General features: G+C 56.9%; 21 protein-coding genes and 1 tRNA gene. 14 read left to right on the top strand and 8 right to left on the bottom strand.

The features are described from left to right. Positions 1-458: 458 nt before the first annotated feature. From HMPREF2875_RS06435 to HMPREF2875_RS06410, 5 genes are all read left to right on the top strand, one after another. Entirely contained in the window at positions 459-1,196 is a 738-nt protein-coding gene (locus HMPREF2875_RS06435; RefSeq protein ID WP_070671354.1) for a hypothetical protein, read from the top strand. Positions 1,197-1,524: 328 nt separating this feature from the next. After that, positions 1,525-1,890 (top strand): hypothetical protein, encoded by a 366-nt coding sequence (locus HMPREF2875_RS06430; RefSeq protein ID WP_083311868.1) that lies wholly within the window; start codon positions 1,525-1,527, stop codon positions 1,888-1,890. A 3-nt stretch (positions 1,891-1,893) separates the two neighbouring features. Next, positions 1,894-2,202, top strand: coding sequence for a hypothetical protein (locus HMPREF2875_RS06425; protein WP_070671351.1), 309 nt, complete (start codon positions 1,894-1,896; stop codon positions 2,200-2,202). A 723-nt stretch (positions 2,203-2,925) separates the two neighbouring features. Continuing rightward, on the top strand, positions 2,926-3,960 hold the full coding sequence (locus HMPREF2875_RS06415; protein ID WP_070671347.1) for an AAA family ATPase: 1,035 nt from the start codon (positions 2,926-2,928) through the stop codon (positions 3,958-3,960). Positions 3,961-4,814: 854 nt separating this feature from the next. Beyond that, the gene (locus tag HMPREF2875_RS06410; RefSeq protein ID WP_070671345.1) at positions 4,815-5,489 is read left to right on the top strand and encodes a hypothetical protein; all 675 of its coding nucleotides are present in this window, start codon (positions 4,815-4,817) and stop codon (positions 5,487-5,489) included. A gap of 643 nt (positions 5,490-6,132) precedes the next feature. On the opposite strand, the gene HMPREF2875_RS14135 is transcribed toward HMPREF2875_RS06410, so the two are convergent. Further along, the gene (locus HMPREF2875_RS14135) at positions 6,133-6,660 is read right to left on the bottom strand and encodes a tyrosine-type recombinase/integrase (protein WP_371327558.1); all 528 of its coding nucleotides are present in this window, start codon (positions 6,658-6,660) and stop codon (positions 6,133-6,135) included. Here HMPREF2875_RS14135 and HMPREF2875_RS13945 point away from each other — a divergent pair. Continuing rightward, on the top strand, positions 6,604-6,945 hold the full coding sequence (locus tag HMPREF2875_RS13945) for a hypothetical protein (protein WP_246817048.1): 342 nt from the start codon (positions 6,604-6,606) through the stop codon (positions 6,943-6,945). The genes HMPREF2875_RS14135 and HMPREF2875_RS13945 overlap by 57 nt on opposite strands. A gap of 450 nt (positions 6,946-7,395) precedes the next feature. Here HMPREF2875_RS13945 and HMPREF2875_RS06400 read toward each other — a convergent pair. The 3 genes from HMPREF2875_RS06400 to HMPREF2875_RS06390 form a co-directional block, all read right to left on the bottom strand. Further along, positions 7,396-7,469: transfer RNA gene (locus HMPREF2875_RS06400), tRNA-Pro, on the bottom strand. Between the two features lie 128 nt (positions 7,470-7,597). Beyond that, a complete protein-coding gene (locus tag HMPREF2875_RS06395; RefSeq protein WP_070671342.1) occupies positions 7,598-7,996 on the bottom strand; it encodes a YchJ family protein in 399 nt (132 codons plus the stop codon). Positions 7,997-8,005: 9 nt separating this feature from the next. Next, positions 8,006-9,193 (bottom strand): bifunctional alpha/beta hydrolase/OsmC family protein, encoded by a 1,188-nt coding sequence (locus HMPREF2875_RS06390; protein WP_210388156.1) that lies wholly within the window; start codon positions 9,191-9,193, stop codon positions 8,006-8,008. Positions 9,194-9,291: 98 nt separating this feature from the next. On the opposite strand from HMPREF2875_RS06390, the gene secA2 reads away from it, so the two are divergent. From secA2 to HMPREF2875_RS06365, 5 genes are all read left to right on the top strand, one after another. Further along, positions 9,292-11,583 carry an accessory Sec system translocase SecA2 gene (gene secA2 / locus HMPREF2875_RS06385; protein WP_070671340.1) on the top strand — a complete coding sequence of 764 codons (2,292 nt, stop codon included), beginning with the start codon at positions 9,292-9,294 and terminating at the stop codon, positions 11,581-11,583. A gap of 87 nt (positions 11,584-11,670) precedes the next feature. After that, positions 11,671-12,102, top strand: coding sequence for an oxoglutarate dehydrogenase inhibitor Odhl (gene odhI / locus HMPREF2875_RS06380; protein WP_070671339.1), 432 nt, complete (start codon positions 11,671-11,673; stop codon positions 12,100-12,102). Positions 12,103-12,261: 159 nt separating this feature from the next. Next, a complete protein-coding gene (locus HMPREF2875_RS06375) occupies positions 12,262-12,936 on the top strand; it encodes a transcriptional regulator FtsR (RefSeq protein WP_246817049.1) in 675 nt (224 codons plus the stop codon). Between the two features lie 72 nt (positions 12,937-13,008). After that, positions 13,009-13,605, top strand: a complete 597-nt coding sequence (locus tag HMPREF2875_RS06370) for a bifunctional nuclease family protein (protein ID WP_070671335.1) — start codon at positions 13,009-13,011, stop codon at positions 13,603-13,605. 274 nt (positions 13,606-13,879) lie between these two features. Then, positions 13,880-14,434, top strand: a complete 555-nt coding sequence (locus HMPREF2875_RS06365; protein WP_210388165.1) for a MerR family transcriptional regulator — start codon at positions 13,880-13,882, stop codon at positions 14,432-14,434. 140 nt (positions 14,435-14,574) lie between these two features. Here HMPREF2875_RS06365 and HMPREF2875_RS06360 read toward each other — a convergent pair whose 3' ends face one another. The 3 genes from HMPREF2875_RS06360 to HMPREF2875_RS06350 all read right to left on the bottom strand — a co-directional run bounded on the left by HMPREF2875_RS06360 (position 14,575) and on the right by HMPREF2875_RS06350 (position 17,710). Then, entirely contained in the window at positions 14,575-15,453 is an 879-nt protein-coding gene (locus HMPREF2875_RS06360) for a vWA domain-containing protein (RefSeq protein ID WP_070671331.1), read from the bottom strand. 68 nt (positions 15,454-15,521) lie between these two features. Continuing rightward, on the bottom strand, positions 15,522-16,379 hold the full coding sequence (locus HMPREF2875_RS06355; RefSeq protein WP_070671330.1) for a 3-methyladenine DNA glycosylase: 858 nt from the start codon (positions 16,377-16,379) through the stop codon (positions 15,522-15,524). Then, complete coding sequence (locus HMPREF2875_RS06350) at positions 16,376-17,710, bottom strand: DEAD/DEAH box helicase (protein ID WP_070671327.1); 1,335 nt, start codon at positions 17,708-17,710, stop codon at positions 16,376-16,378. The genes HMPREF2875_RS06355 and HMPREF2875_RS06350 overlap by 4 nt, the downstream gene beginning before the upstream one ends. A 415-nt stretch (positions 17,711-18,125) precedes the next feature. Here HMPREF2875_RS06350 and HMPREF2875_RS06345 point away from each other — a divergent pair, with 415 nt between their 5' ends. Both HMPREF2875_RS06345 and HMPREF2875_RS06340 read left to right on the top strand, forming a co-directional pair. Further along, complete coding sequence (locus HMPREF2875_RS06345) at positions 18,126-18,728, top strand: hypothetical protein (RefSeq protein ID WP_083311866.1); 603 nt, start codon at positions 18,126-18,128, stop codon at positions 18,726-18,728. 97 nt (positions 18,729-18,825) lie between these two features. Next, positions 18,826-19,818 (top strand): hypothetical protein, encoded by a 993-nt coding sequence (locus HMPREF2875_RS06340; protein WP_141754581.1) that lies wholly within the window; start codon positions 18,826-18,828, stop codon positions 19,816-19,818. Positions 19,819-19,913: 95 nt separating this feature from the next. Here the strand turns inward: HMPREF2875_RS06340 and gndA are convergent, their stop codons facing one another. Beyond that, positions 19,914-21,371 carry an NADP-dependent phosphogluconate dehydrogenase gene (gene gndA / locus HMPREF2875_RS06335; protein WP_070671322.1) on the bottom strand — a complete coding sequence of 486 codons (1,458 nt, stop codon included), beginning with the start codon at positions 21,369-21,371 and terminating at the stop codon, positions 19,914-19,916. A 43-nt stretch (positions 21,372-21,414) separates the two neighbouring features. Here gndA and HMPREF2875_RS06330 point away from each other — a divergent pair, with 43 nt between their 5' ends. After that, positions 21,415-21,861 carry a PaaI family thioesterase gene (locus tag HMPREF2875_RS06330; protein ID WP_070671320.1) on the top strand — a complete coding sequence of 149 codons (447 nt, stop codon included), beginning with the start codon at positions 21,415-21,417 and terminating at the stop codon, positions 21,859-21,861. The last annotated feature ends 6 nt before the right edge of the window (positions 21,862-21,867 follow it).

Genomic DNA, 21,867 nt, shown 5'->3' with positions numbered 1-21,867 from the left:
ACCAAGTCCAGATGCAGACTCACTGCGCGATTCTACGCATCAATGCAGTGTAAAGGGCACTTCCTGTACCCGCGCCTGCTGCTCGGTCGCCGCAAACACTGTTCGTCAGCCAGTTCTGAATCAACGAGCTGGCAACTTATCGAAGGAGGAACCTATATGACACCCGTGCCTCTTAATGGTCATCGCTTATTGAACCATCTCGAAGGCAGTCTTCGACAGTCTCCAGCCGTAGCACTGGCACAGGCCCTGGAGGGCATCGAGCCTAGTCAGGATGTTGTTGTCGAGGCCCCGGATGGAACTAATGGCGCTTGTCGGAGCTACGAAACTTCTCGTGCTGTGGACCCTTCACAAGGGCAGGGCAACCCTCAACGCCGGGGTAAGCAAAATGACGCTCTACTGGAATCTGTTTTGGCGACTATTAACCGCCGTATTCGATAATCGAAAGGAATCAAATCTTTATGAATATTCGTGAATGGAACCTGAAGCATCCAAAGGAAGTACTCCAACTCCTCGGGGCACAAGAGAAACTGGAGCAGGTGATTAATACTCCTGCTCCCGATACCACCGGACTCTTCAACGAAAAGACGTTGGAGAAGACTTTGGACGATATGGTAAGCCATGCTCTGGTTTCGGGCCATGAGCGAGTGCGAGCTGTGAATCATGCTCGCTCTTTGATTGAAACCAAGCTCTTTCGAGAGATTCAAAGCAATCTTGATTCGTATCTTGACCAAGCTTTTCAGAGCTTTGATAAGGCAGCTCATATCTATGAGTCCAACATTTACGAGTTGCCTTCTACGCCGTTCACGGCAGACCAAGCCCTGGGATTCTCCCCGGAAGAGCGGGAGGCGTACGACAAGGTTGTTGAGGCAGCGGGGACGCTCTCGTATTGGATGCATTGGGCACTGGAGCTGAAGGAATTACCTGGTCAGGGCTTAGGAGCTTGGTCGAAGTTTCACACGATTGTTAGCCCGGAAACTGTTGGTGGGCTAATGGTGCTTCAGCTGGAGGATGCTACCACCGGCAACCCAGCATGGGATAGGACTCTGCCAGTAGTGGCACGTGCCCTACGGGAAGGAGCGAGCCTACGCCTATCCAGTCCTACCGCCGCCCGGCATGAGGCAGAGGAGGTCGAGGCGGATCGACAGAGCATGTCCGACGAGGCGCACCGCGTGCTTAGGGCAAATCTCGGGTATTAGAGGCAGGTTTCGCCCTCTCTGAGTGGGAGGGCGTTCGTCTCAGTCGTTGGTAGCGCCGTCGTTGTAGTTTGTATCAACAACAGCCATCGTTCACGCCGGTGGCACCTCTATGCTTATTCGACCAGCCAGCACGGCCTAGTGTCTCTGAGCTCGACAATGCCCCCTGACCTGCACAAACATCCTGGGGGTATGCCCTACCCGCACCCGAGACGACCGCAGGGTATTCCAGCTGCCAGCCTCTATGCGATTATTCTTCTCTAATTTTAACTATTCGCGCCACGAACCATGTTTGATGGTGCTTATCGCACTTAAACGAAAGGAATTGCTTATGATTCAACAACCCGACCACCTAGGCCCGGCTGGGCTGGAGCTGTGGGAGAGTATTACCGACGTTTTCTCGTTCCAGGACGAACCGGGAAAGGTCGCGCTGCTGGAGCGTGCCGCTCGCACCGCCGATACCATCGCCGCTCTGGAGGCTGAAGCTTCTACTCAGTCTCTTCTCGCGAAGGGAAGCATGGGGCAAGCCGTGGTGAACCCCCTCGTGGCTGAAGCTCGTTCACAAACGTCGCTGTTGGACAAGCTCCTGAAAAGCTTAGGCCTCCCAGAGACGGAGGAGGAGCAGCTCGAAAGAGCTCAACGCCGTTCGAGGGCTGGCAGGACCGCAGCTCGTGCGAGGTGGGGAGCGAGGAGCTAGGAGATGACGATTCGTAAACGCCGCCGTGTGCTCACGTCACCCGAGGATGTAGCAGAGCACATCGACTCCAACGATTACCCGGCTTCAGCTCCGTGGGAGGAGTGGTTCGAGGAGACCGCGTACTACGTCGAGAAGCTCGCTGGTACTCGTGATTTCGGCTTTATCTGCCGCACGGCTAATGCAGCCGGTACCGGGCTGGGAGATTGGTTCAAGAAGCGGTTAGCGCCACAGCGCCACAGAGCGGAGCCCGTGGCGCGATTCAGCACCAACGGTGCGAGGAACGGTTCAAGGTACTGGACCAACGATAAATAGCGATACATAACCCCTGGTCACAGAGTTGATGATTCGGCTGTACGGCCGTATTAGCGATTTAAAATCGTTTCGAGGGGTATGGCACCCGAGAGGGTTGTTCATCGCGTTACAAGCGAAAATAGAGACTCAATCAAAGATTGGGGTCTCGTTCACGCTCCCTGAGCTCTGCTCATGGGGCTAGAAGGCCTATTTAACCTACGGGAAGGAGTAACCGATATAGGGAAGTACGAGGCACTTCCTAGGGCTAAGAAGATTCAGACTACCGACGGCTCGGGACTGTACCGCGTCTCGATGTCATCGTTTCCACGGCTCAGGCTTATCTGGAATCAGAGGCAGGCCATTGCCCTCGCTGACCAGTTGCAAGACCTGGTGTTTGATTAGCGCCGCAGGATTTGACAATTTGTTCGAACGAGAGTAGAATCGAACATCTTAGCGGTTGTCTGGATAGCCTACTACTTGCTGAGTAGCTTACCGCAACAACGAAGTTAAACGCAAGTCCAGCTGGATAATGCCAGTTAGAGGAGATGAAAAGGAGAAGATAATGCACCCTGTGCGACGACCTGAGCTTAGGCAGATTTCGAGCGAGACCTATATCCTCTCGAAACCAGGAACGAGCATAAAGCTGTACCTCGATGCAGAGGATGTAGAAGACCTCGGGGAGCAGATTCAGTTGCTTACCGGAGCATGGAAGACCGTAGCCTAGAAGGAAGGATTACCGCACTAGTGGATTTTATTACCGAAGAAGATACCCGCCGTTTGATTGCACAGCAGGACACAGCGACCAATCTCGCTGAGATTCTGGGCATCGTTGACCATGCCGATGTTAAAGAGGTGAGCGAAGAGGATAAATGGCTACTGCCCGGTGTCGTGTGCACAACCAACACCCTGGTCTATGGACAGTCCAGCGTGGGTAAGACCATGACGATGGCGGCGTTGATTGCCAGCCTTGTTGATGGCCGGGAATTCCTCGGTGTTACCCCGCTAAGGCACGGGCTTAAGCCATTGGTGGTGTGTGCAGATGCTAACGGAGAACTCGAATACAAAGAGCGCTTGGACCAACTCGGCATCACCAGCGGTGTTAAGTATTTCGCTTGCAACGGAGAGGTTCCAGACTCGGATACCTGGATGCTTCTTCAAGAGTACGCACGTGCCGAAGGCGTTGGCTTAGTTGTAATCGACCACGCTACAGGAACACTCGACGGCAACGAGATTGAGCGTTTGCCGTGGCTCAAGTTCTGGCAAGAATCAGTCGCCGGTTTCGAACTGCCTACTGTGGTTGTGGCCCATTCGTCTACCTCTGCTTACGAGGGTAAGCAGTCGCACCGTCCTATGGGCAACAGTGCGGCGACTCAGTTCACTCGTACCGAGGTAGAGATTTTCAAAGGCTCCAACAACAAGTTCGATGATTCGGTTCGTACTCTTCGTTCATCGTCTCGTTACGGTGGCGGCATAGAGCGTCGATTCAGGATTGTGGACCCCGGCGTTATTGTTCAGGACACTGAACCAGAGCCAGAACAAAAGAAGCAAGCTCGTGATGCTGATACGATGGACAATAACCTTCGCATAGCGCGGCTTGCCGCTGGTTCGAGGGCTACCACGGCTAAGGCGGTTGCTGAAGATATTGCTGGGTCCGCTGGAGCATCTGCTCGTACGCTGAGTGCCCGCAAACTACCCGAGCTCGTGAAGAACAAGCTGCTAGTCAAGAACCAGAACAAGGCGAACGGCTTGTATTCTCTTGGCCCTAAGGTGAAAAACTAGGGTGTGCACTTTTTACGTTTATGCAGGTCACAGCGTTGTAAAATGCACACTTGGGGTGTGCACTTTTCTGCGTTTCCCCTGGTCGCAGACGTGCACATGCACAATGCACCCCCCTTATACATCCCCCACTGTGCACTTCTAAGTAGGCGCTGTACGCGCCTGCTTTGGAGAGTGAGATTATCGACCGGCTTAGGCGGTCGGTGATACGAACGGTGCACAGACACCCCGAAGGGGAGCAGGCTAATGGCTGCTCCACGGAGGCGAAACAACGGGACTGAGTGGAGCCGTATTCTTTTCGGCTCCAACGAAGGGACATAGGACTAGGTAGTAGCGTTACATCTTACGCTGCTGCCTAGGCAACACAGGTAACCCGAAGGGGAGCGGACTTGTTACCGCTCCTCGAAGGGGACACGCAGGACTGAGTGGAGCTGTTGCTTCACGAAGGACTCCTACCAAGGGAGTGGCATAAGGGCTTATGCCGCTACCGTAGGGCCGTAGGTGTTAACCGACTGTGGAGCGGGCTTATCTCCGCTCCTAAGGGAGGTAGGTCTTCCACCTGAGCAGGCGAACAGCCTGTGAAGGAGGAGGGTTGTTAGGGACCTCGGGACTAGGGCCCAGCCGTGAGCTGGACCCGTTTAACGCTCCTCGGTTCTGTGAACCTGTGGGGCTTGATGCCCTCGGTCCGAACGTGGGACAACACCGTTCGGAGACTAACCTCCTCGGTTCACAACGGTTGCGGACCTTATGGGGAGTGAGACCTTGGGGGTGATAGCGAACGATGTGGATTGACAAAATCCTATTACTGGGAAAATAATCAGAGTAGGTTCTTCTCTCTATCTCGAAAGGATTCTCTCATGCCCTCAATTGAACTTCCAGGCATCGGGCGTATTGACGTACAACAAATTCTGGGTGTTTTTCTAACAGTTATCGCTGTAATCGGTGGTATTGCAGGCATTGTTATCGGTAACACCAATGGTAATGGCAGCAGCAAGGGGGCCACTGTTGAGACAGTAACAGTACAGCCTTCGCCTTCTGCCCCAGTTGACGACGCAGAAGAGTCCACAATCGCAAGTCCAGAGCCATCGGGAACCACGCCGAAGGAACCGGCTAACGAACCAGCTCCAATCTCGCACAAGCAACGATACGGCCAGTCTGAGAGGCAACTGGATCTGCTAGGCGACGTTGTTGATTCTTCCTTTGGCCTTTATTTTATGCGTGGAGGGGGTCGTACGAACTTCAGGCTCGATAACGATGCAATGCGCGCTAGCCAAGATGCTGCTGCTGCTGACTATTCCGACGGAACAGACGATGTGGCAACTACTGAAGGGTTCACGGACCCAAAGACTGGGTATTACATCGAGTATTGGCGTATCTCTATTCCTGTTGTTTTGGCCTACGACGGTGACCTGTACAAAGATGTTGTTGCTGACGACTACACCGGCATTGAAGTTGGCACCCATGTCACACACGATGACAACTACTTCTATCTGACCACGGTTGCTCGTCCAGATACTCTGCGCATCTACTAAACAGTAGAGGACTTCATGCAAGGGCCTTCGGGCCCTTTTTTCATGTCAGATGCACTGGGCCTTCTTTGGCAGAGTTCAAATCCAAAACCCTTCCCGGATTCATTTAACCAGTGCATAGGTTTCTACCCTGAGTCCGTCGATGGGTCGACTGTGAAGCATTATCCGAAGAGAAGAAATGAATACGAGGACCAAAGAGTTTAGGCAAGAGCGTCAACAATTATTTGAGCAGGGCCTAAGGAGGTGTATCCGCTGCCTAGAGGTCAAGAGTCTTGACGATTACACAACCGCCACCAACGGTGCCAACGGCATTAACTCAACTTGTAACGAGTGCCGAAAACAAGACCAGCTAGACCGCTATCACGGCCTGTTCGAGTCGCTCAGAGACGGGGAGAGACGCGCTAGAGCAGCGGGTGCCCCGGCTGAACATCTGGCGCCGCAAGAGGTTATCGACTATTGGAACACCGCCGGTGTCAACCCGTGGGAGTGCGTCGCTACTGGTAGACCGCTTACTCAGGCAACCCGGAACGTGGACCATATCCGGCCATTGTCTTCTCCTTCGACAACAGGGCACGTCCTATGCAATATCGTTCCCGTTCATGCGGAGTTCAACAGATTCAAGGGCAACCGGCACCTGGTTGTCGCGCTAGCTGATTGGCACGCTAACGCGGCTCATTAGCTCGGCAGGCCTTGTTTCTCGTACTTTCATGTACACCCCGACAATGGTGCTCAGGTCTGATTGCCCAAGAACAGCCCCGATTTCCTTTGGGGTTGCTCCAGCCTCTGCTAAACGAGTGATTAGCCAGTTACGGCCGTAGTGCGGAGTAATCTCCTCGCTGGCTCCTGCCTTGACCTTTGCTCTGTGAAACACGGACCTGAAAGAGGTATCCATCACTGGTTCTCCTGTGCTGGTTGTAGTGAGCAGATTTCCTTCGGGTGTGTGCTCCAGAGTGTGCCGAACAAGTCCGAGAAAGTCACTCAGCACGGGGACTACTCGGTACCCGGCTTGAGTCTTTGGCATGGGTTGCCAGTGCATCGTGGTTCTTGAGTCCGACTGTTTGAGACGTTGCATCGTGCCCTCGATACGGATACCAAGGCCTTGTGAAGTTGTCACGATGTGCTCGGTCCGAAGCCCGAGAGCTTCACCTACCCGAAGGCCGTGGAACAGTGTCATGCACACCGCGAACTTGTAACGGCTAGGGGAGTTGTCCAAAATTCCGAGCAGTTCCTCGGTATTCGGGAGCATCTTGTTCTTCCGCTGTGGTTGCCTTCGAGCGGCGCGAACGTGCACAGGATTGTGTTCGAGGTAGCCGTACTCTACACCGAGTTCGAGAATGGTCTTCAGTTTGCCGTACGCGCGTTTGTTCCGGTCTGTGGTGGTGGGATGGTCTTCGACTACACGACCCCACCAACGAGCAACGGCTTGTGCATCTACTTTGTCCACAGAGAGCTGAGCTAACTCGGGGTAGCAGAGTATGCGGTTTTCTGCGATTGCCTCGTAGGTTGCTAACGAGGTTGGTCTTAATCCATCTGCCTTGCACAGGTCTAGCCAGCGCTTGGTGAGGTCTTCGACACTCGGGATGCTCGGTTTAACCAGCGTTGGAGGTTGCCAGGTTCCGAGGTCAATCTGTTTCCTGATACCCGCAAGCCATGCTAGGGCATCGAGTTCATCCGAGAACGTGTGTTCGGCCTTGTATCGGTTCTTATCGGGACCCGTGTAGCGTGCCTGGAAACGCCCGCTGGATAGTTGTCTCGTGGTTCCGAAGCCGGGTTTTCTTGTGCCCAATTCGTGCCCAATCTCTCCCCCGAGAGCCTGAATCGGGCTTGTTCAGGTCTCGGTGTTCTAGTGTTTCCGAGGTGCCCTGAACAGGCGATACTGGTCAAAATGGCTCTGACCAGGTGTTTTGAGTCGGACTAACAGGATTTGAACCTGCGACCCCTACACCCCCAGTGTAGTGCGCTACCAAACTGCGCCATAGTCCGCTGTCGCACCGTGTGGTGCAACTGCTTCAGATTACACCAGCGGTATTCGCTTCAACAAATTGCTGTTCACGCGCCTTTTTAGTGACCTCGATGTGGCGGGCGCGGCCCGAGCGGCGCGTGAAGTTGTCCTAGAATTCGCCGGAGGAGTAGACCCACTGCCCGCCTTGCCGGTGGAAAGAGGAGCGCTCGCGTTGTGAACCTTTTGCAGCGCCTTTGTAGAAGGCTTCGAATTCGACGATGCCGGTGTCATCGAGTGGGCCGCCGGCAACGGTGTCAATAATGTCGAGGCGGTAGAAGCGAATTCCGGTATCGGCCAGCTCCAGGCGCTCGGGGCGGGTTTCAGGGTCCCAGGTGCGCAGAAGGTAGTCTTCGTCGCCGGTAACGAAAGCGCTAAACCGCGAGCGCATAAGAGCCTCCGCCGAGGGCGCAGGAGTGCCAGCGTGGTAGCGCGAGCAGCACTCGCCAAAGGTTAAACCCGTGCCACAGGGACACCGAGCACTAGAGTCGAGGGGGTTGAGAACGATCATGTCTGGTGCCTAGGAACCTATGGCCTCATTCGTCACGATGGTGGTCGTGACGGTGGCATTGAGGAGGGTGTCGATGGGGGTGGCCATGGAGGCGTCGACAAGCGCGGTGCGTTGCGCAGCGCTCAAGGAATCCGGAAGCGAAATGGTGCGTGTAAAGGAGGACTCGGAGTCCTGGGTAATCGTAACGCTGATTGCTTCCATAGCCTTAGCATCCATTTTGTGTTCCTTGCCCGCAGACTTGAGTTCTTGCGTGGTGGCGGTGGCCAAGGCCGACATGAGCAGGCCTTCAGCGGTAAAACCTTGGCCCTTGCCGCCGGCCTTCTTCGTGCGGTCGGCAGTAACGGTGTGCTCGTTGCTGCGTACGACGACTCCCATGCGCGTGCCCACCGCCGGGGTGGCAACGGCGGTCGCAGCGTCGACAGGCTCCGGCAGATTTTCCGGCACGATGTACTGTTCAGCCCAAGCACCAATGAGATCTGCCGCGCGCGCAGCGGCGCCCTGCTTGGTTACAAGGTGGTCTGCCTTATCCAAGGCCACAAGGGACTTGGGGTAGCGCGTGGTGAGGAAGATGTTCTGGGCGTTATCGATGCCGACGGTCTGATCAATCGGGGAGTGCAACAGAAGCAGCGGCTTGCGCAGGCGTGGCAGGTAGGTCTCCGGATTGGTCTCAGCGAGGTCCTCGAGGAAGTGGCGAGAAATGGTCAACGCGCGACCGCCTAGGGTGACCTCAACTTCGCCGTTGGCGTCGACTTCACCAATCTTGTCGGCGTAATGAAGAACGGAGTGTGCGGGGTCGAACGGCGCGCCAATAGTGGCCACTGCCTTGAGTGAGCGAATGTCATTAGCCGCTGCTAGGGAAGCTGCACCGCCCAACGAGTGTCCCATGAGTAGCTGCGGGGCAGAGTAGTTCTGGCTCAGCCACTCAGCGGCAGCTTGAATATCCGCTACGTTTTGGCTGAAGTTTGTCTCCCCAAAGTTGCCTTCGGACTGGCCAAGACCGGGGAAATCAAAGCGCAGGGTGGCGATACCGAAGTTGGTGAGCTGCTTGCTTACGCGGGCGGCGCCCGGCGTGTGGCGGGAGCCGGCAAAGCAGTGCGCGAAGATAGCAAAAGCCTTCGGTGGGGTGTCGGGGAAGTCGATAGTTCCGGCCATCGCTGTGCCGGTGCTGGAGGGGAGCGTCACGTTCACGGATTGCATGCCAATAAGGATATAAGGGCAAGTGTGAGGCTGCGAACCGGGGTTGACTAGAGTCGAGGGAAGACGAGTAAGGCCGCTCAGAAAGGTGAGGAGTGCACATGGGCGCATTCGATTGGTTCTGGAAGGCGATGGGCGCGCAGTCCGAGCGCAACAACAAGAAATCTAAAGCTGTAGTAGCTGCTGCGGATTCAGTGGTGGAGGATGTTGCGGCGCTTGACGACGCCTCCGTGGCCACCGCTGCCCGCTCCTGCGTCACAGACGGTGCGATTGCAGATAAATCGCAGTTCCTCGCAGCACTGGCCGTAGCGAGTGAACGCAAGCTGGGTGTGCGCCCCTTTAACGTGCAATCCCAGGCAGTACTGCGGTTGTTGGAAGGTGACGTCATCCAAATGGCAACCGGTGAGGGCAAGACCCTAGTCGGCGCCATGGCTGCGACTGGCTTTGCGTTGACTGGCAAACGCGTGCACGTGGTGACGGTGAATAACTATCTGGCCGCGCGCGACGCCGAGTGGATGCGCCCACTCGTGGAGTTCTTTGGGCTTACCGTGGCCTCCGTGACGGAAAAGCTTGGACCTGATGAACGGCGCGAAGCCTACCGCGCTGACATCATTTATGCCCCGGTTAATGAGTTGGGCTTTGATGTCCTGCGCGATAATCAGATCACCTCCCGCGAGCAGTCCGTTCAGGCCCGCGCTGACGTGGCGCTCGTAGATGAAGCGGACTCTGTACTAGTGGATGAGGCCCTGGTTCCGCTGGTTCTAGCCGGCAATCGCCCTGGTGAGGAGTCCACGGGGCATATCACCAATGTGGTGTCCCGCCTGCGCGAAGACCAAGATTACGTCATCGCGGAGGATGGGCGCACGGTGGCGCTTACCGATGACGGCGCGGCGCGCGTCGAGCGCGAATTAGGCATCGATTCGCTGTACTCCGAGGAGAACATCGGTTCCGTGCTGGTCAAGGTCAACCTGGCACTGCACGCGAAGGCACTGCTTATCCGCGATATTCACTACATTATTACGGATGGCAAGCTGCAGCTTATCGACGCCTCCCGGGGCCGCGTTGCCGACCTCCAGCGCTGGCCCGATGGCCTCCAGGCGGCCGTGGAGGCGAAAGAAGGCCTTGAGGTTTCTGAAGGTGGGCGCATTCTCGACACGATTACCCTGCAGGAATTGATGCGGCGTTACCCATTGGTGTGTGGCATGACTGGTACAGCCGTTGAGGCCACTGACCAGCTGCGTCAGTTTTATGATCTGCACGTTTCCGTTATCGATCGCAATAAGGAGCTGCAGCGCCTCGACGAAGCTGACCGCATTTATGCGACTATCGATGACAAATCGAAGGCCATCGTCGAAGAAATTGCTGCCCTGAACGCCACTGGACAGCCGGTGTTGGTGGGCACGCACGATGTGGCTGAGTCAGAAGATCTCGCCGAAGCACTGCGGGAACGCGGCATTGAGGTGAGCGTGCTCAATGCCAAAAACGATGAGGATGAGGCCCGCATCGTCGCCGAGGCTGGTGACGTGGGGAGGGTAACCGTTTCTACCCAAATGGCTGGTCGTGGTACCGACATCAAATTAGGTGGTGCTGATGAGGCCGACCGTGATGTGGTGGTAGAGAAGGGAGGTCTCGCAGTGCTGGGCACCTCCCGTCACCGCTCGTCGCGTTTGGACAACCAGCTACGCGGCCGCGCTGGACGCCAGGGAGATCCTGGAATGTCCGTGTTCTTCGTCTCCCTAGAGGATGATGTGGTCCAGCAGGGAGGAGAGGATGAGTCCCTCTCCGCGCGCCCGGATGCTGACGGCCGCATAGAGTCTAAGAGGGTGAGCGATTTCGTGGCGCACTGCCAGCGCGTAACCGAGGGCCAACTGCTTGAGATTCACGCGCAGACCTGGAAGTACAATCAGTTGCTCGCCGACCAGCGCATTATCATCGACGAGCGCCGTGCCAAGCTCCTTGATACTGCCCAGGCATGGGAGGAACTGGCCGAGCGTGCCCCCGAACGGGCCGCCGAGCTTGCCGACGTTCCCCAGGACGCCCGCGAGCGCGCCGCGCGCGAGATTATGCTCTACCACCTGGATCTGTCTTGGGCAGATCACCTAGAGCTCATGGACGATGTCCGCGAGTCGATCCACCTGCGGGCCATCGCGCGTGAAACCCCCATTGATGAGTATCACCGCATCGCGGTGCGAGAGTTCAAGGACTTAGCCCAACGCGCAGTGGATGATGCCGTTGAGACGTTTAACACCGTGGTGATCGATTCCGATGGCGCACACTTGGAAGACCACGGCCTGTCCCGCCCGAGCGCGACATGGACCTACATGGTTTCTGATAATCCACTGGCAGGAGGCGGAAACTCAGTGCTCAAGGGCATCGGAAATATCTTCCGTTAATATAATTTTTCTGGTGGTGGCTCGCGAGGACAGCGGAGTCGCTACTATGGATTTAGTCAATATCGATCCGACCCTTCGGAGGTAAAAATGAGCGAGAACACCGGAACGCCGGAACCGCAGGCAGAGACTACTTCTGTCTTCCGTGCCGATCTTCTCAAGGAGATGGAAAGCGGTGCGTCGGCAGGCTCTGACGCTTCCGTCGCTGGTGCTGAGAATCTAGCTGAGGGGCAGGCGCTGCTCGTCGTCAAGCGTGGCCCGAACGCCGGTGCGCGGTTCCTGCTGGATCAGCCCACTACCACCGCTGGCCGTCACCCAGAGGCAGACATTTTCCTGGACGATGTCACCGTTTCCCGTCGCCACGCTGAGTTCCGCGCTCAGGACGGTCAGTTTGAGGTCGTGGACGTCGGATCACTCAACGGCACCTACGTCAACCGCGAGCCGCGCAACGCACAGGTTCTCGAGGTGGGCGACGAAATTCAGATTGGTAAATTCCGTCTGGTTTTCATCGCCGCCAAGTAAGTCCACACCTGCGGGGCTGGGGGAGTGTTCTCCCCGCCTCGCTGTGATGTCCAGACCGTGTAGAAAGCAGAAGTAGTTCCCATCGTGAGCTCCCAGAACTCCACCGCCGCAGTAGCGTCCACTGCCGCTAGGAAGCCCAAGGCCGCCAAGCAGAAGCCGATGTCTATCGGTGTGACGCTGAAGCACTTGCAGAAGCAGTTCCCCGATGTCACGGTGTCAAAGATACGCTTCCTGGAGTCTGAGGGACTTATCACCCCTGAGCGCACGCCGAAGGGCTATCGCCGCTACTACCAGAAGGACTTGGACCGTCTGCGCTACATTCTGACTGCGCAGCGCGATAACTACACGCCGCTTAAGGTAATCCGCGAACAGCTGGAGGCTATGGACTCCGGCCAAGTTACTGCGATTGTGTCGTCACAGGCCGAGGCGCTCATTAGTGCTGAACAGCTGCGTGCCCCTGTGGTCAATAGGCTTACTGACGCCGACGTGGCCGATCAAGCCGGCACCACCCAGGAAGAGATTGCCAGCCTCGTTGCAGTTGGCCTTATTAAGCCGGATGCGGCGGGTTTCTTCGATACCGACGATGTATCGATTGTGTCCGCGGCCGTGGCTCTTGAGTCTTTTGGCTTCGATGCTCGCCAGCTCAAGTCCCTGCGCAATGCTGCCCGCCGCCAAGCTGACCTCATCGCGCAAGTTGCAAGCCCGGTTGCGCACTCCAAGTCCGATACCGCTCCACAGCAAGCAGAAGAGCTTTCCCAGCAGATGGCTGCGCTGGTCCTGTCACTACACAGCACGTTGGTCAAGACTGAGCTGCGTGACGAATTTCTACCTTAGAACCCCTTCGGTCACGCCGGTGCGAACTGGTGCAGCAGTCACCTTCGCCGAAAGTATGGGAGAGTGGAGACCATGAATTCTGAAGTACTAAAGTTTTTAGGTATCCACCCCGTCGGCCCCGAAAATAATCTCTGCGCTCTGTTCTACTGGGAGGAGGCAGACCGCCACGTGCCCGTATGGGTCTCACCCATTGATGGAGCCCGTGTTCTCCAGATGCTGGAGCGCCACTTCAACGCTCGCCCCAGCACGTACGAACTTCTCATCGCCTTCGCGGATGAGCTCGACGGTATTGATGAGATCTGCGTATCCGAGTACCGCAAAGGTGCCTTTATGGTGGACCTTGTAGATGGCAGGGGAGAAGAGCACGATGCCCGGATGTGCGATGCTCTTGTCCTCGCAGACCACTACGGGGTTCCCATCACCTTTGAGAAGGACGTGCTCGATGAGGTAGCTATCTACATCAGCGATGAGGACCTGAAGGAGTACTACGGCCTTGAGCGCGATGCCGCATCGCCGGAGACGTTCCCGCAGAAACGAGTGCGGGAATTTCAGGAACGGCTAGCTCAACAGAAAAGCCAAGAAGATGATGACTTCGAGCAGATGATGCGTGATTCTGGTATCTCCGAAGATGACTTGCTTGGCGGCGACGAGCCCGACGACGAAGACTAGATTCTCGCCTGACATTAAACCGTGCGTCGTCCCTTCGGGGCGGCGTCTTTTTAACTGTCCGCAAACTTTTTAATGACACGCGTGTGACTCATGATGACAATGAGGTAGAAAAAGTCTAAAGTTCTACTAGAGGTTCATTCCGATGCACCCTTGACGTGGTTGACGGCGTGCCCTTTAATAGACAATTAGAACTCCCTTCAAACATCACTGGAGTAATTACGTGAGCAGTAAAGACCTTCACACCGAGACACTCGACCTTGAGACCGGCGCTGCGCTGAACTACGACGAATGCGGCAGCTACGTTCAAGAGTCTTTGTTTGACATTGGCCCCGACGAGGAACTTGGCTATCGTGTGCCGATTGCCTGCCAGGTGGCGGGCATTACCTACCGCCAGCTGGACTACTGGGCGCGTACCGATCTGGTGAAGCCTTCTATTCGAACCGCCCGAGGTTCCGGTTCCCAGCGCCTGTACTCCTTCAAGGACGTCCTCGTCCTCAAGATTGTGAAGCGCCTTCTGGATACGGGTATCTCCCTGCAGAATATTCGCCTCGCCGTAGAGTCTTTGCGTGACCGCGGCGTCAATGATCTCGCCGAGCTCACCCTAGTGTCTGATGGCACCACCGTCTACGAGTGCCGCTCCAACGACGAAGTAATTGACCTCCTCGCCGGTGGTCAGGGCGTCTTCGGCATTGCAGTGCCGGGCATCCTCAAGGAGCTCTCCGGAACCATTACGTCCTTCCCCGCTGAGCGCATCGTTGAGGAGGAAGAGACCGACGTGGTCGTAGGCCTCGACGAGCTCGCTGCCCGACGCAAGCGCAAGTCCTCCTAAGGGTCGTTTACCCTTCCATATAGCCGCCGCACCTTCTCAGCACTGCTGCTCACGTCAGTGCCATAGGAAGGTGTGGCGGTTTCGTTCTTGCTGTGGGGAGACTAGTCAGCGCGCGTGAATTCGCGCTGACTACTGGCTGCCTATTGAGCGCCAGCTGCGGCTGTGATGCTCTTCTTGTTCGCGGTAGCATCTGAAGGATCTGAGACAGTGCTGTAAGAATCGGCAAGTTTCTCCAGCTCAGCATCCTTCTCGCCCGTTCCGAGGTGCACCACGCTTAGGCTAACGCCCTCGCCGCGCGCATTCTTGACGGCTTCGGTGAAAGCGGCGTCATCCATGTCCTGTTGGGTTCCCGTAGTGACGAGAACAACGCGAGCATCCTTTCCGCTTTCAGCGACTTGATCAGAAGCGTTTCCCAGCGCGGCCACGACTGCGCTGCGCGTTTGCGGCACGCCACCGGTGCCGAACAACCGAACGGCTTGGGCCACGTTGTCAGCGGGTCCGTAGGCCACGTTTGGACGGTAACCTACCGTGGCCGTGGCGGAGATAGGGGAGGAATAGTTCCACAGGCCCACCTGGCTGCCTTCAGCGCCGGCAGCCGTCGCGGCATCGGCGACCCCCTGGCTTACGGCATCGAAATAGGGGGCAAGGTTTTCGGAGGTATCAAGAAGGAACAGCGTATTCGGAGCGACTTCGGCAACAGCATCGGCGGCTTTGTCTTCAGAGCTGGTCGCCGCCGACGAGGATGCGGCTTCAGATTCCGGTGCCGCCTCGGAGGAGGTGGCCTCTGTGGACGTCTCCGACGTGGAAGTCGTTACATGAGCGGTGGATTCGTTCTCGGAGTCGGCCGCGGATGTAGATTCAACGGAAGTTTCCGCAGCTACGTTGTCGGCGGAATCCGACGTGCCGCTGCGGACGAGGAAAATTCCACCAACAATCAGCGCCAGAACTGCAAGGATGGCCACAATGATGACCCACGGTGCAAATGAGTAGTTGTTCTTTCCATCCGAGTGCCGGGCCATCTTTTTCCTTCCGCGCTGGGGCCGTGGTGGGAACCTCGGGACAGCAGAGTGTGTCCCGACTGGTCACATCAATGGTTCTTCATTGTAGCGGGGAGCACGGCGCGAATTTGGGAGACAAGCCGTGCGCGGAGGGGTGCTGCGGCGTCGGACAGCGCACGCTGTCGGCGCACATATTCGGACTTACCCTCGGGAGTTTCAATTGGCACAACGCCAAAGCCCCACTCACGGCAGTCATAGGGCGATGCTTCCATATCTAGTGTCCGAGCAGCGGCGGCCAGGCGGAAGGTATCAAGGAAAAGTTCACCGGGTATCAACGGCCCCAATTTCCATGCCCATTTGTACAAATCCATCGTTGCGTGGACGCAACCAGCTTGGTCGTGATCCGGCTGGTCATCACGTGTAAGGACTGTGAGGTTGAGAGGGCGGGCAGGAGCGGTGAAGAAGCGGAAGGCGTCGTAGTGCGTGCATTTGATGCGGTGTTTGTCGACGACCTCATTCGTTCCTTCCGCACCCAGCCGCAGTGGCAAATCATGGCGCGGAGTATCCGTGTGATAGACCATCGCCCACTCGTGGAGACCAAAACAATCGAATTGGATAGGGTTGCGCGTAGTCTTCTCGAGCAACTCGAGGACGTAACGCACCGTGCCCCCGCGACTTTCGAGGAAAGCCTCGGTATCAAGCGTGATTCCCTCAGTGGTGCGATGATAGAACCGCCACTCAGCGTGGGGGACTTCGTCGCCGGCCAGTGTGACACCAATGCCTGGGTGCCAGCGCCGCAAATGCGAGGGGCGCACGGGGTAGTACTCGAAAAGAAAATCGTAAACAGGGTGGTAGGAGCCAGGGTGGCGGTAGCGCGAGAGGTATTCGTCAGCCGCCGCCTCATGGGCGCTCATCTTCGCCTGCCAGTCTGTAGGCTGCAGTATCATCGCTGACCTGCGTTGCCGCGTCGGCGGCGTTGGTTTCGGCCGCGACTGCGGTGGCCTTGGTTACCCGAGCGCTGACGCGAAGAATGCTTGTGGGCCTCGCTCTTCTGCTTGTTCTTCGATGGTTGCTGGTGCGGTGGCCCGAGCGGTTCACCAGTGGGCTTGCGCGCTCCGGTCATCTGCGCGAGCTCAGGGCTGCTGGCGGGGTTGGTGCGGTCGCTTATGTCTAGGTCCGTGTGGCTAACACCAGCTTTCTGAATGAGCTTGGCTACCTCATCGCGTTGCTCATCGGTTACCAAGGTAACGACGGTGCCAGAATCACCGCCACGGGCCGTCCGCCCGGAGCGGTGTAGGTAGGCCTTGTGTTCCGCAGGCGGGTCGACATGGACGACGAGAGACACATCCGCGATGTCGATGCCGCGGGCGGCAATATCCGTGGCGACGAGGACTGGGACGCTGCCGTCGGCGAACCCTTCGATTGCCTTGGTGCGGGATCCTTGCCCCTTGTCTCCATGCAAAGGCAGTGCATTGATGCCGACGCGGCGGAGTTTTTTGGCTTGTCGGTCTACCCCATGCTTGGTGCGCATAAACATGATGGTCTTGCCTTTGCGTGCGCCTAGGCGCAGGACCACATCATTACGGGCTTCACGGGTGCCAATAAAGATGAGGTGGTGTTCCATGGTATCCACGGCTGCCTCCACTGGGGCTGTGGAATGAGTAACCGGATCGTGCAGGAACTGGTTGACGAGCTTGTTAACTTCGCCGTCGAGAGTCGCCGAAAAGAGCAACCGTTGGCCATTTTCCGGCGTGAGCCTAAGTAGCTTGCGCACCTGGGGGAGGAAGCCCATATCCGCCATTTGATCGGCCTCGTCCAGCGCGGTGACGGCGACGTGGTCAAAGAAAAGTTTGCCCTGGTCAATGAGGTCTTGAGCGCGGCCTGGTGTAGCGACGAGCAGGTCTACCGGACGCGCGAGTGAGCGAATGTGGTTGTTGATATTGACGCCACCAACGACAGCCAGAACACGCAGCCCCAATGCAGCGGCGGGTTCTTCTAGGCGCTGCTGAATTTGGATAGCAAGCTCACGTGTAGGCGCTAGCACCAGTCCACGCGGATGGGCGGGACGGGAGACACCGGATTCCGCCAAGCGGGTGAGCATCGGAAGCCCAAAAGTAAACGTTTTTCCCGAGCCCGTCGGGCCACGGCCGAGAACATCCTTTCCTGTGAGGGCGTCAGGAATCGCAGCGGCTTGGATGGGGAAGGGGGTCGTGATGCCCTGTTTGTTAAGGACACGGACGACGTCGCGGGGCAGGCCGAGATCGGCAAAAGTAGTCATCGCTTCCAAAGTTTAATGCCCTGCCTAGGGATTCAGAAACCACGTCGTGACCTACCGTCGGTAGAAGGGGAAGGATCCCCGTGGCCTGCAATTATGCGAAATTTGTGGCCGAGTCCTCTGTTACTCTAAGGCCATGACAAACCCTCACGGAAACTCCTCTCACTCTCAACAGTCGCCGCGTGGTTTTGCTCCTGGTCCACAGTTTGGCGTGCCGCGCCCCATGCAACCTCAAGATGCCGGATACGGTCAACACGGTGCAGCGATCCCTGGTAGTCAGCAACGTGGACAAGGTCAGTTTCAGCAACCACTAAAGATGGCTCCAGGAATGCAGCAGTCACCATCTGCACAGTGGCCACCGCAGAAGAATGGCGGCTCAAAGAAGACGCTATGGACAATTCTCGGAGTGATTGGAGCTATGGTGTTTGTACTCGGATTGTCACTCTTTGTCGCCTTCCAAGCCTTCAATGATGACACCAGTAGCGTCAGTGAGAACCACAATGGGGCGGAATCGTTAACGCCAGCTGATGACGGCTATTGGGACCGGACCATTGATGTGGATGACATCAATACCCTCCGCGATTCTGCGGGAGATGCACCGGTACCTTCCGCACTCTCAGACCTTACGTCTGACTGCTATGAAAGCACATCCTACTTTGGTCAATCTGACGACGATGGCCGCGATGCACACTGGGTGCCGACCGTTGAGTGCATGTTTGGTGATGATAACGAATTCACCGCGCAATACACCGAGAACAAGGAAGCCATCGCTGCTGCGGAGAGCATGGGGCTGCAGGAATCGATAGTGGACTTTTCTACTGCGCGCGGCTCCACCATTGCTGGCTATATACAGGACTCTGATCTGGTGATTGTTGAGGTTCTGGCTAACGGAGAAGCCGTGATTGAGTACCTCATGCTGTTCACTGAAGATATAACAGGTTTTGACTACGACTGTATGCAGAGGCTCGTCGATGCCGGAATTCTCGACAGCACTCCGGGCCCACCCTTCATCGACGCCTAGCAGTCTCAGTGTGAATGACTGCTGACAGGTGGGGATTAGCACCCATGGCCTGCCATTTTCCCGGGAGCACTCGGCGAGACTTTGCTAATTTGCAGCTATGACGCAACCTCACAATGGCTCGCACTTCCAGCAGGGACCGCAGAATCCACAACAGCCCACACAGCCATTCAATCATTCCGGACCGAATGGGGCTCAGCAATATGGGATGCAGCAGGGCGCCCCATATGGAAACCATCAGGCAGGGCCGTATGGCGCCGGCGCCCTGGCAGACCCCGCCTTTGTTGAGCCGCAGAAGAAGTCCTCATCGGCAGCGATATGGATTCTGCTTGCCGTCATTATCGTGATGCTCCTACTTCTTGGCGTTGGGTTCTTCTTAGTTCGGGGGCTTGTCAACAACGATGATGGCACATCCGCTCCCACACCGGCGTCAGCAACTGAAGCGAAAGCGACTGCGCAATCAACAATGCCGAACTCGGATGACGCTGCAGATACAACTGATAAGGACACAGTTGACGGCGAGAAAGCAACGCAGGCAGAAGCCGCACCGCTTGCGCCGCTAGAAGGCTTGCCGGAGGACTACTTCGACCACTCACTATCCATTGAGGAAGCCGAGAAGATCCGCGAGGGAGACCTAAAGGAGGCACCTGTTCCGGAGGAATTGGCGGGTTTGAGCGACACATGTGTGCAGGGAGCATCGTTCTTCGGTAAACCCGATGACCAAGGATTCTTCTCTAGTGGCATGGTGCCTACCATCACCTGCTTTTTCGGTGAAGAAGGCGAATTCATGGCCAATTACACGAGAAATAAGGATGCCATTGCCGCCGCAGCCAAACCAGGCAAGGAACACAAGGAAAAGTTCGAGTCGCTGGCCGATACGATCGATATCGTCGGTACAGCAAACGAAGTGAAAACAACTCGTGGGTCGATGCTCTTTATGATTTACAACTCGTACGAGGGCGAGACAGAATACGTCATGTCTGAAGTTCTTGCCGGGGAGACGGCCGCCATTGAATACATCTCGAATACAAGCGAAGTCCTTCTGCGCCAACCACTCATTGACGCAGGAATTGTAGAGCGTGTCCGAAAATAGTGAGATCCGTTAGTGGCAACGCAGAAAAGGTAAAGGCCTCTCGCAATCACGGCGAGAGGCCTTAGCCCACAACGTTTGAGCCTAGTACGCGGTATTTAGTACTCGCTCAGGGAGCGATCACCTGACCACTCGATGTGGAAAGTGCCTTCGCGGTCGACGCGCTTGAAGGTATGAGCACCGAAGAAGTCACGCTGGCCCTGGATCAGAGCAGCAGGCAGGCGCTCAGCGCGAAGGCTGTCGTAGTAGGACAGGGAGGACGCAAAAACCGGTGCTGGGAGGCCGAGCTGAGTGGCGGCGACCACGACGCGGCGCCACGGATCGATGAGGCCCTCGAGCTCACCCTTGAAGTATGGGTCCAGAATGAGGGCTGGGAGGTCAGCGTTATTGTCGTAGGCCTCACGGATGCGGTCGAGGAACTTGGCGCGAATAATGCAGCCACCGCGCCAAATGGTGGCCAGATCACGCGGATCGACGTTCCAACCGAACTCTTCAGAGCCAGCCTTGATTTCATCAAAGCCCTGAGAGTAGGCGATGAGCTTGGCAGCATACAGTGCGCGGCGCACATCCTCGATGAACTCGGCCTTATCAACGTCCAGTTCCTTGATGGTGCCGGATGGCAGCTGGCCCTCTTGTGCAGCCGCACGTTGTGCGGTGGAGGAGGACAACGCGCGGGCAAAGACAGACTCCGCAATGCCAGTGATGGGCACACCTAGCTCGAGGCCATTAATGGCGGTCCAGCGGCCGGTGCCCTTCTGGCCGGCGGCGTCCACGATGACGTCGACAAGCGGGGCACCCGTCTCCGGGTCCTTCTGCGCTAGGACTTCGGCGGTGATCTCAATGAGGTAGGAGTCCAAATCACCGGAGTTCCATTCCTTGAAGGTCTCCGCGATCTCCGCTGGCTCCATACCTGCGCCGTAACGCAGCAACTGGTAGGCCTCACCAATAACCTGCATATCGGCGTACTCAATGCCATTGTGAACCATCTTGACAAAGTGGCCAGCACCATCGGGGCCGATGTGAGTCACGCACGGCGTGCCGTCGACGTTGGCTGCAATGGATTCTAGGATGGGGCCAAGCGTCTCCCAGGACTCGGCCGGACCACCCGGCATGATGGACGGGCCATTGAGGGCCCCCTCTTCGCCGCCGGAGATACCGGCGCCGACAAAGTGGCGGCCCTTCTCAGCGACTTCTTTCTCACGACGGATCGTGTCAGTAAACAGCGCGTTACCACCGTCGATGATGATGTCGCCTTCATCCATAGCCTCAGCTAGCTGGTTGATGACGGCGTCAGTCGCTTTGCCTGCCTGCACCATGATGATGGCCTTACGCGGACGCTCCAAGGACGCAACGAAATCCGCAACGGTTTCGGACGGGATAAAGTTGCCCTCATCGCCGTGGTTGTCGATGAGCGCTCGGGTCTTCTCCGGGCTGCGGTTGTACACCGCTACGGTGTTGCCGTTGCGGGCAAAGTTGCGTGCCAGGTTGGAGCCCATCACGGCCAAACCCACGACACCAATCTGAGCAAGATCTGTCTTTCCAGAAGTTTGAGTCATGTCCACCATCCTACGTCACCAAAATCTACTACTCTGGTGTGGCATGGAACACGCTGAAATCTTTGTCAAGCTTCTCGGCACAGCGCAAAAACGCCCGCTCAACGAGGAAGAACTCGACCTCATTAACTCCAACCCGCAGGGCCTAGCGGGTCTAATCGGTCTGCGTTATACGCACATTTCCGGCGATGAAATTCGCTCTGAGGTCGAGGTCGTGCCGGACCACCACCAGCCGTGGGGCGTGGCTAATGGCGGTTTGTACTGCACGATCACAGAGTCCACCGCGTCCGTCGGCAGCCTCATTGTGGCAGGCAAGCCTGTCGTCGGTGTTAACAACAACACGGATTTCCTCAAGCCCGTGTCAGAAGGAATCGTTTCGGCTGTGGCCACGCCGCTCTACAAGGGGCGCCGCACCCAGCTGTGGGAGGTCAAAATTAGTCAGGGCGATGTGCTGCTGGCTGCCTCCACTCTGCGAACGATGGTCGTGCAATAAGCGGCA

It is taken from the genome of Corynebacterium sp. HMSC078H07 (assembly GCF_001812805.1).
GTDB lineage: Bacteria > Actinomycetota > Actinomycetes > Mycobacteriales > Mycobacteriaceae > Corynebacterium.
This window is presented reverse-complemented; position numbering and strand designations above follow the sequence as displayed.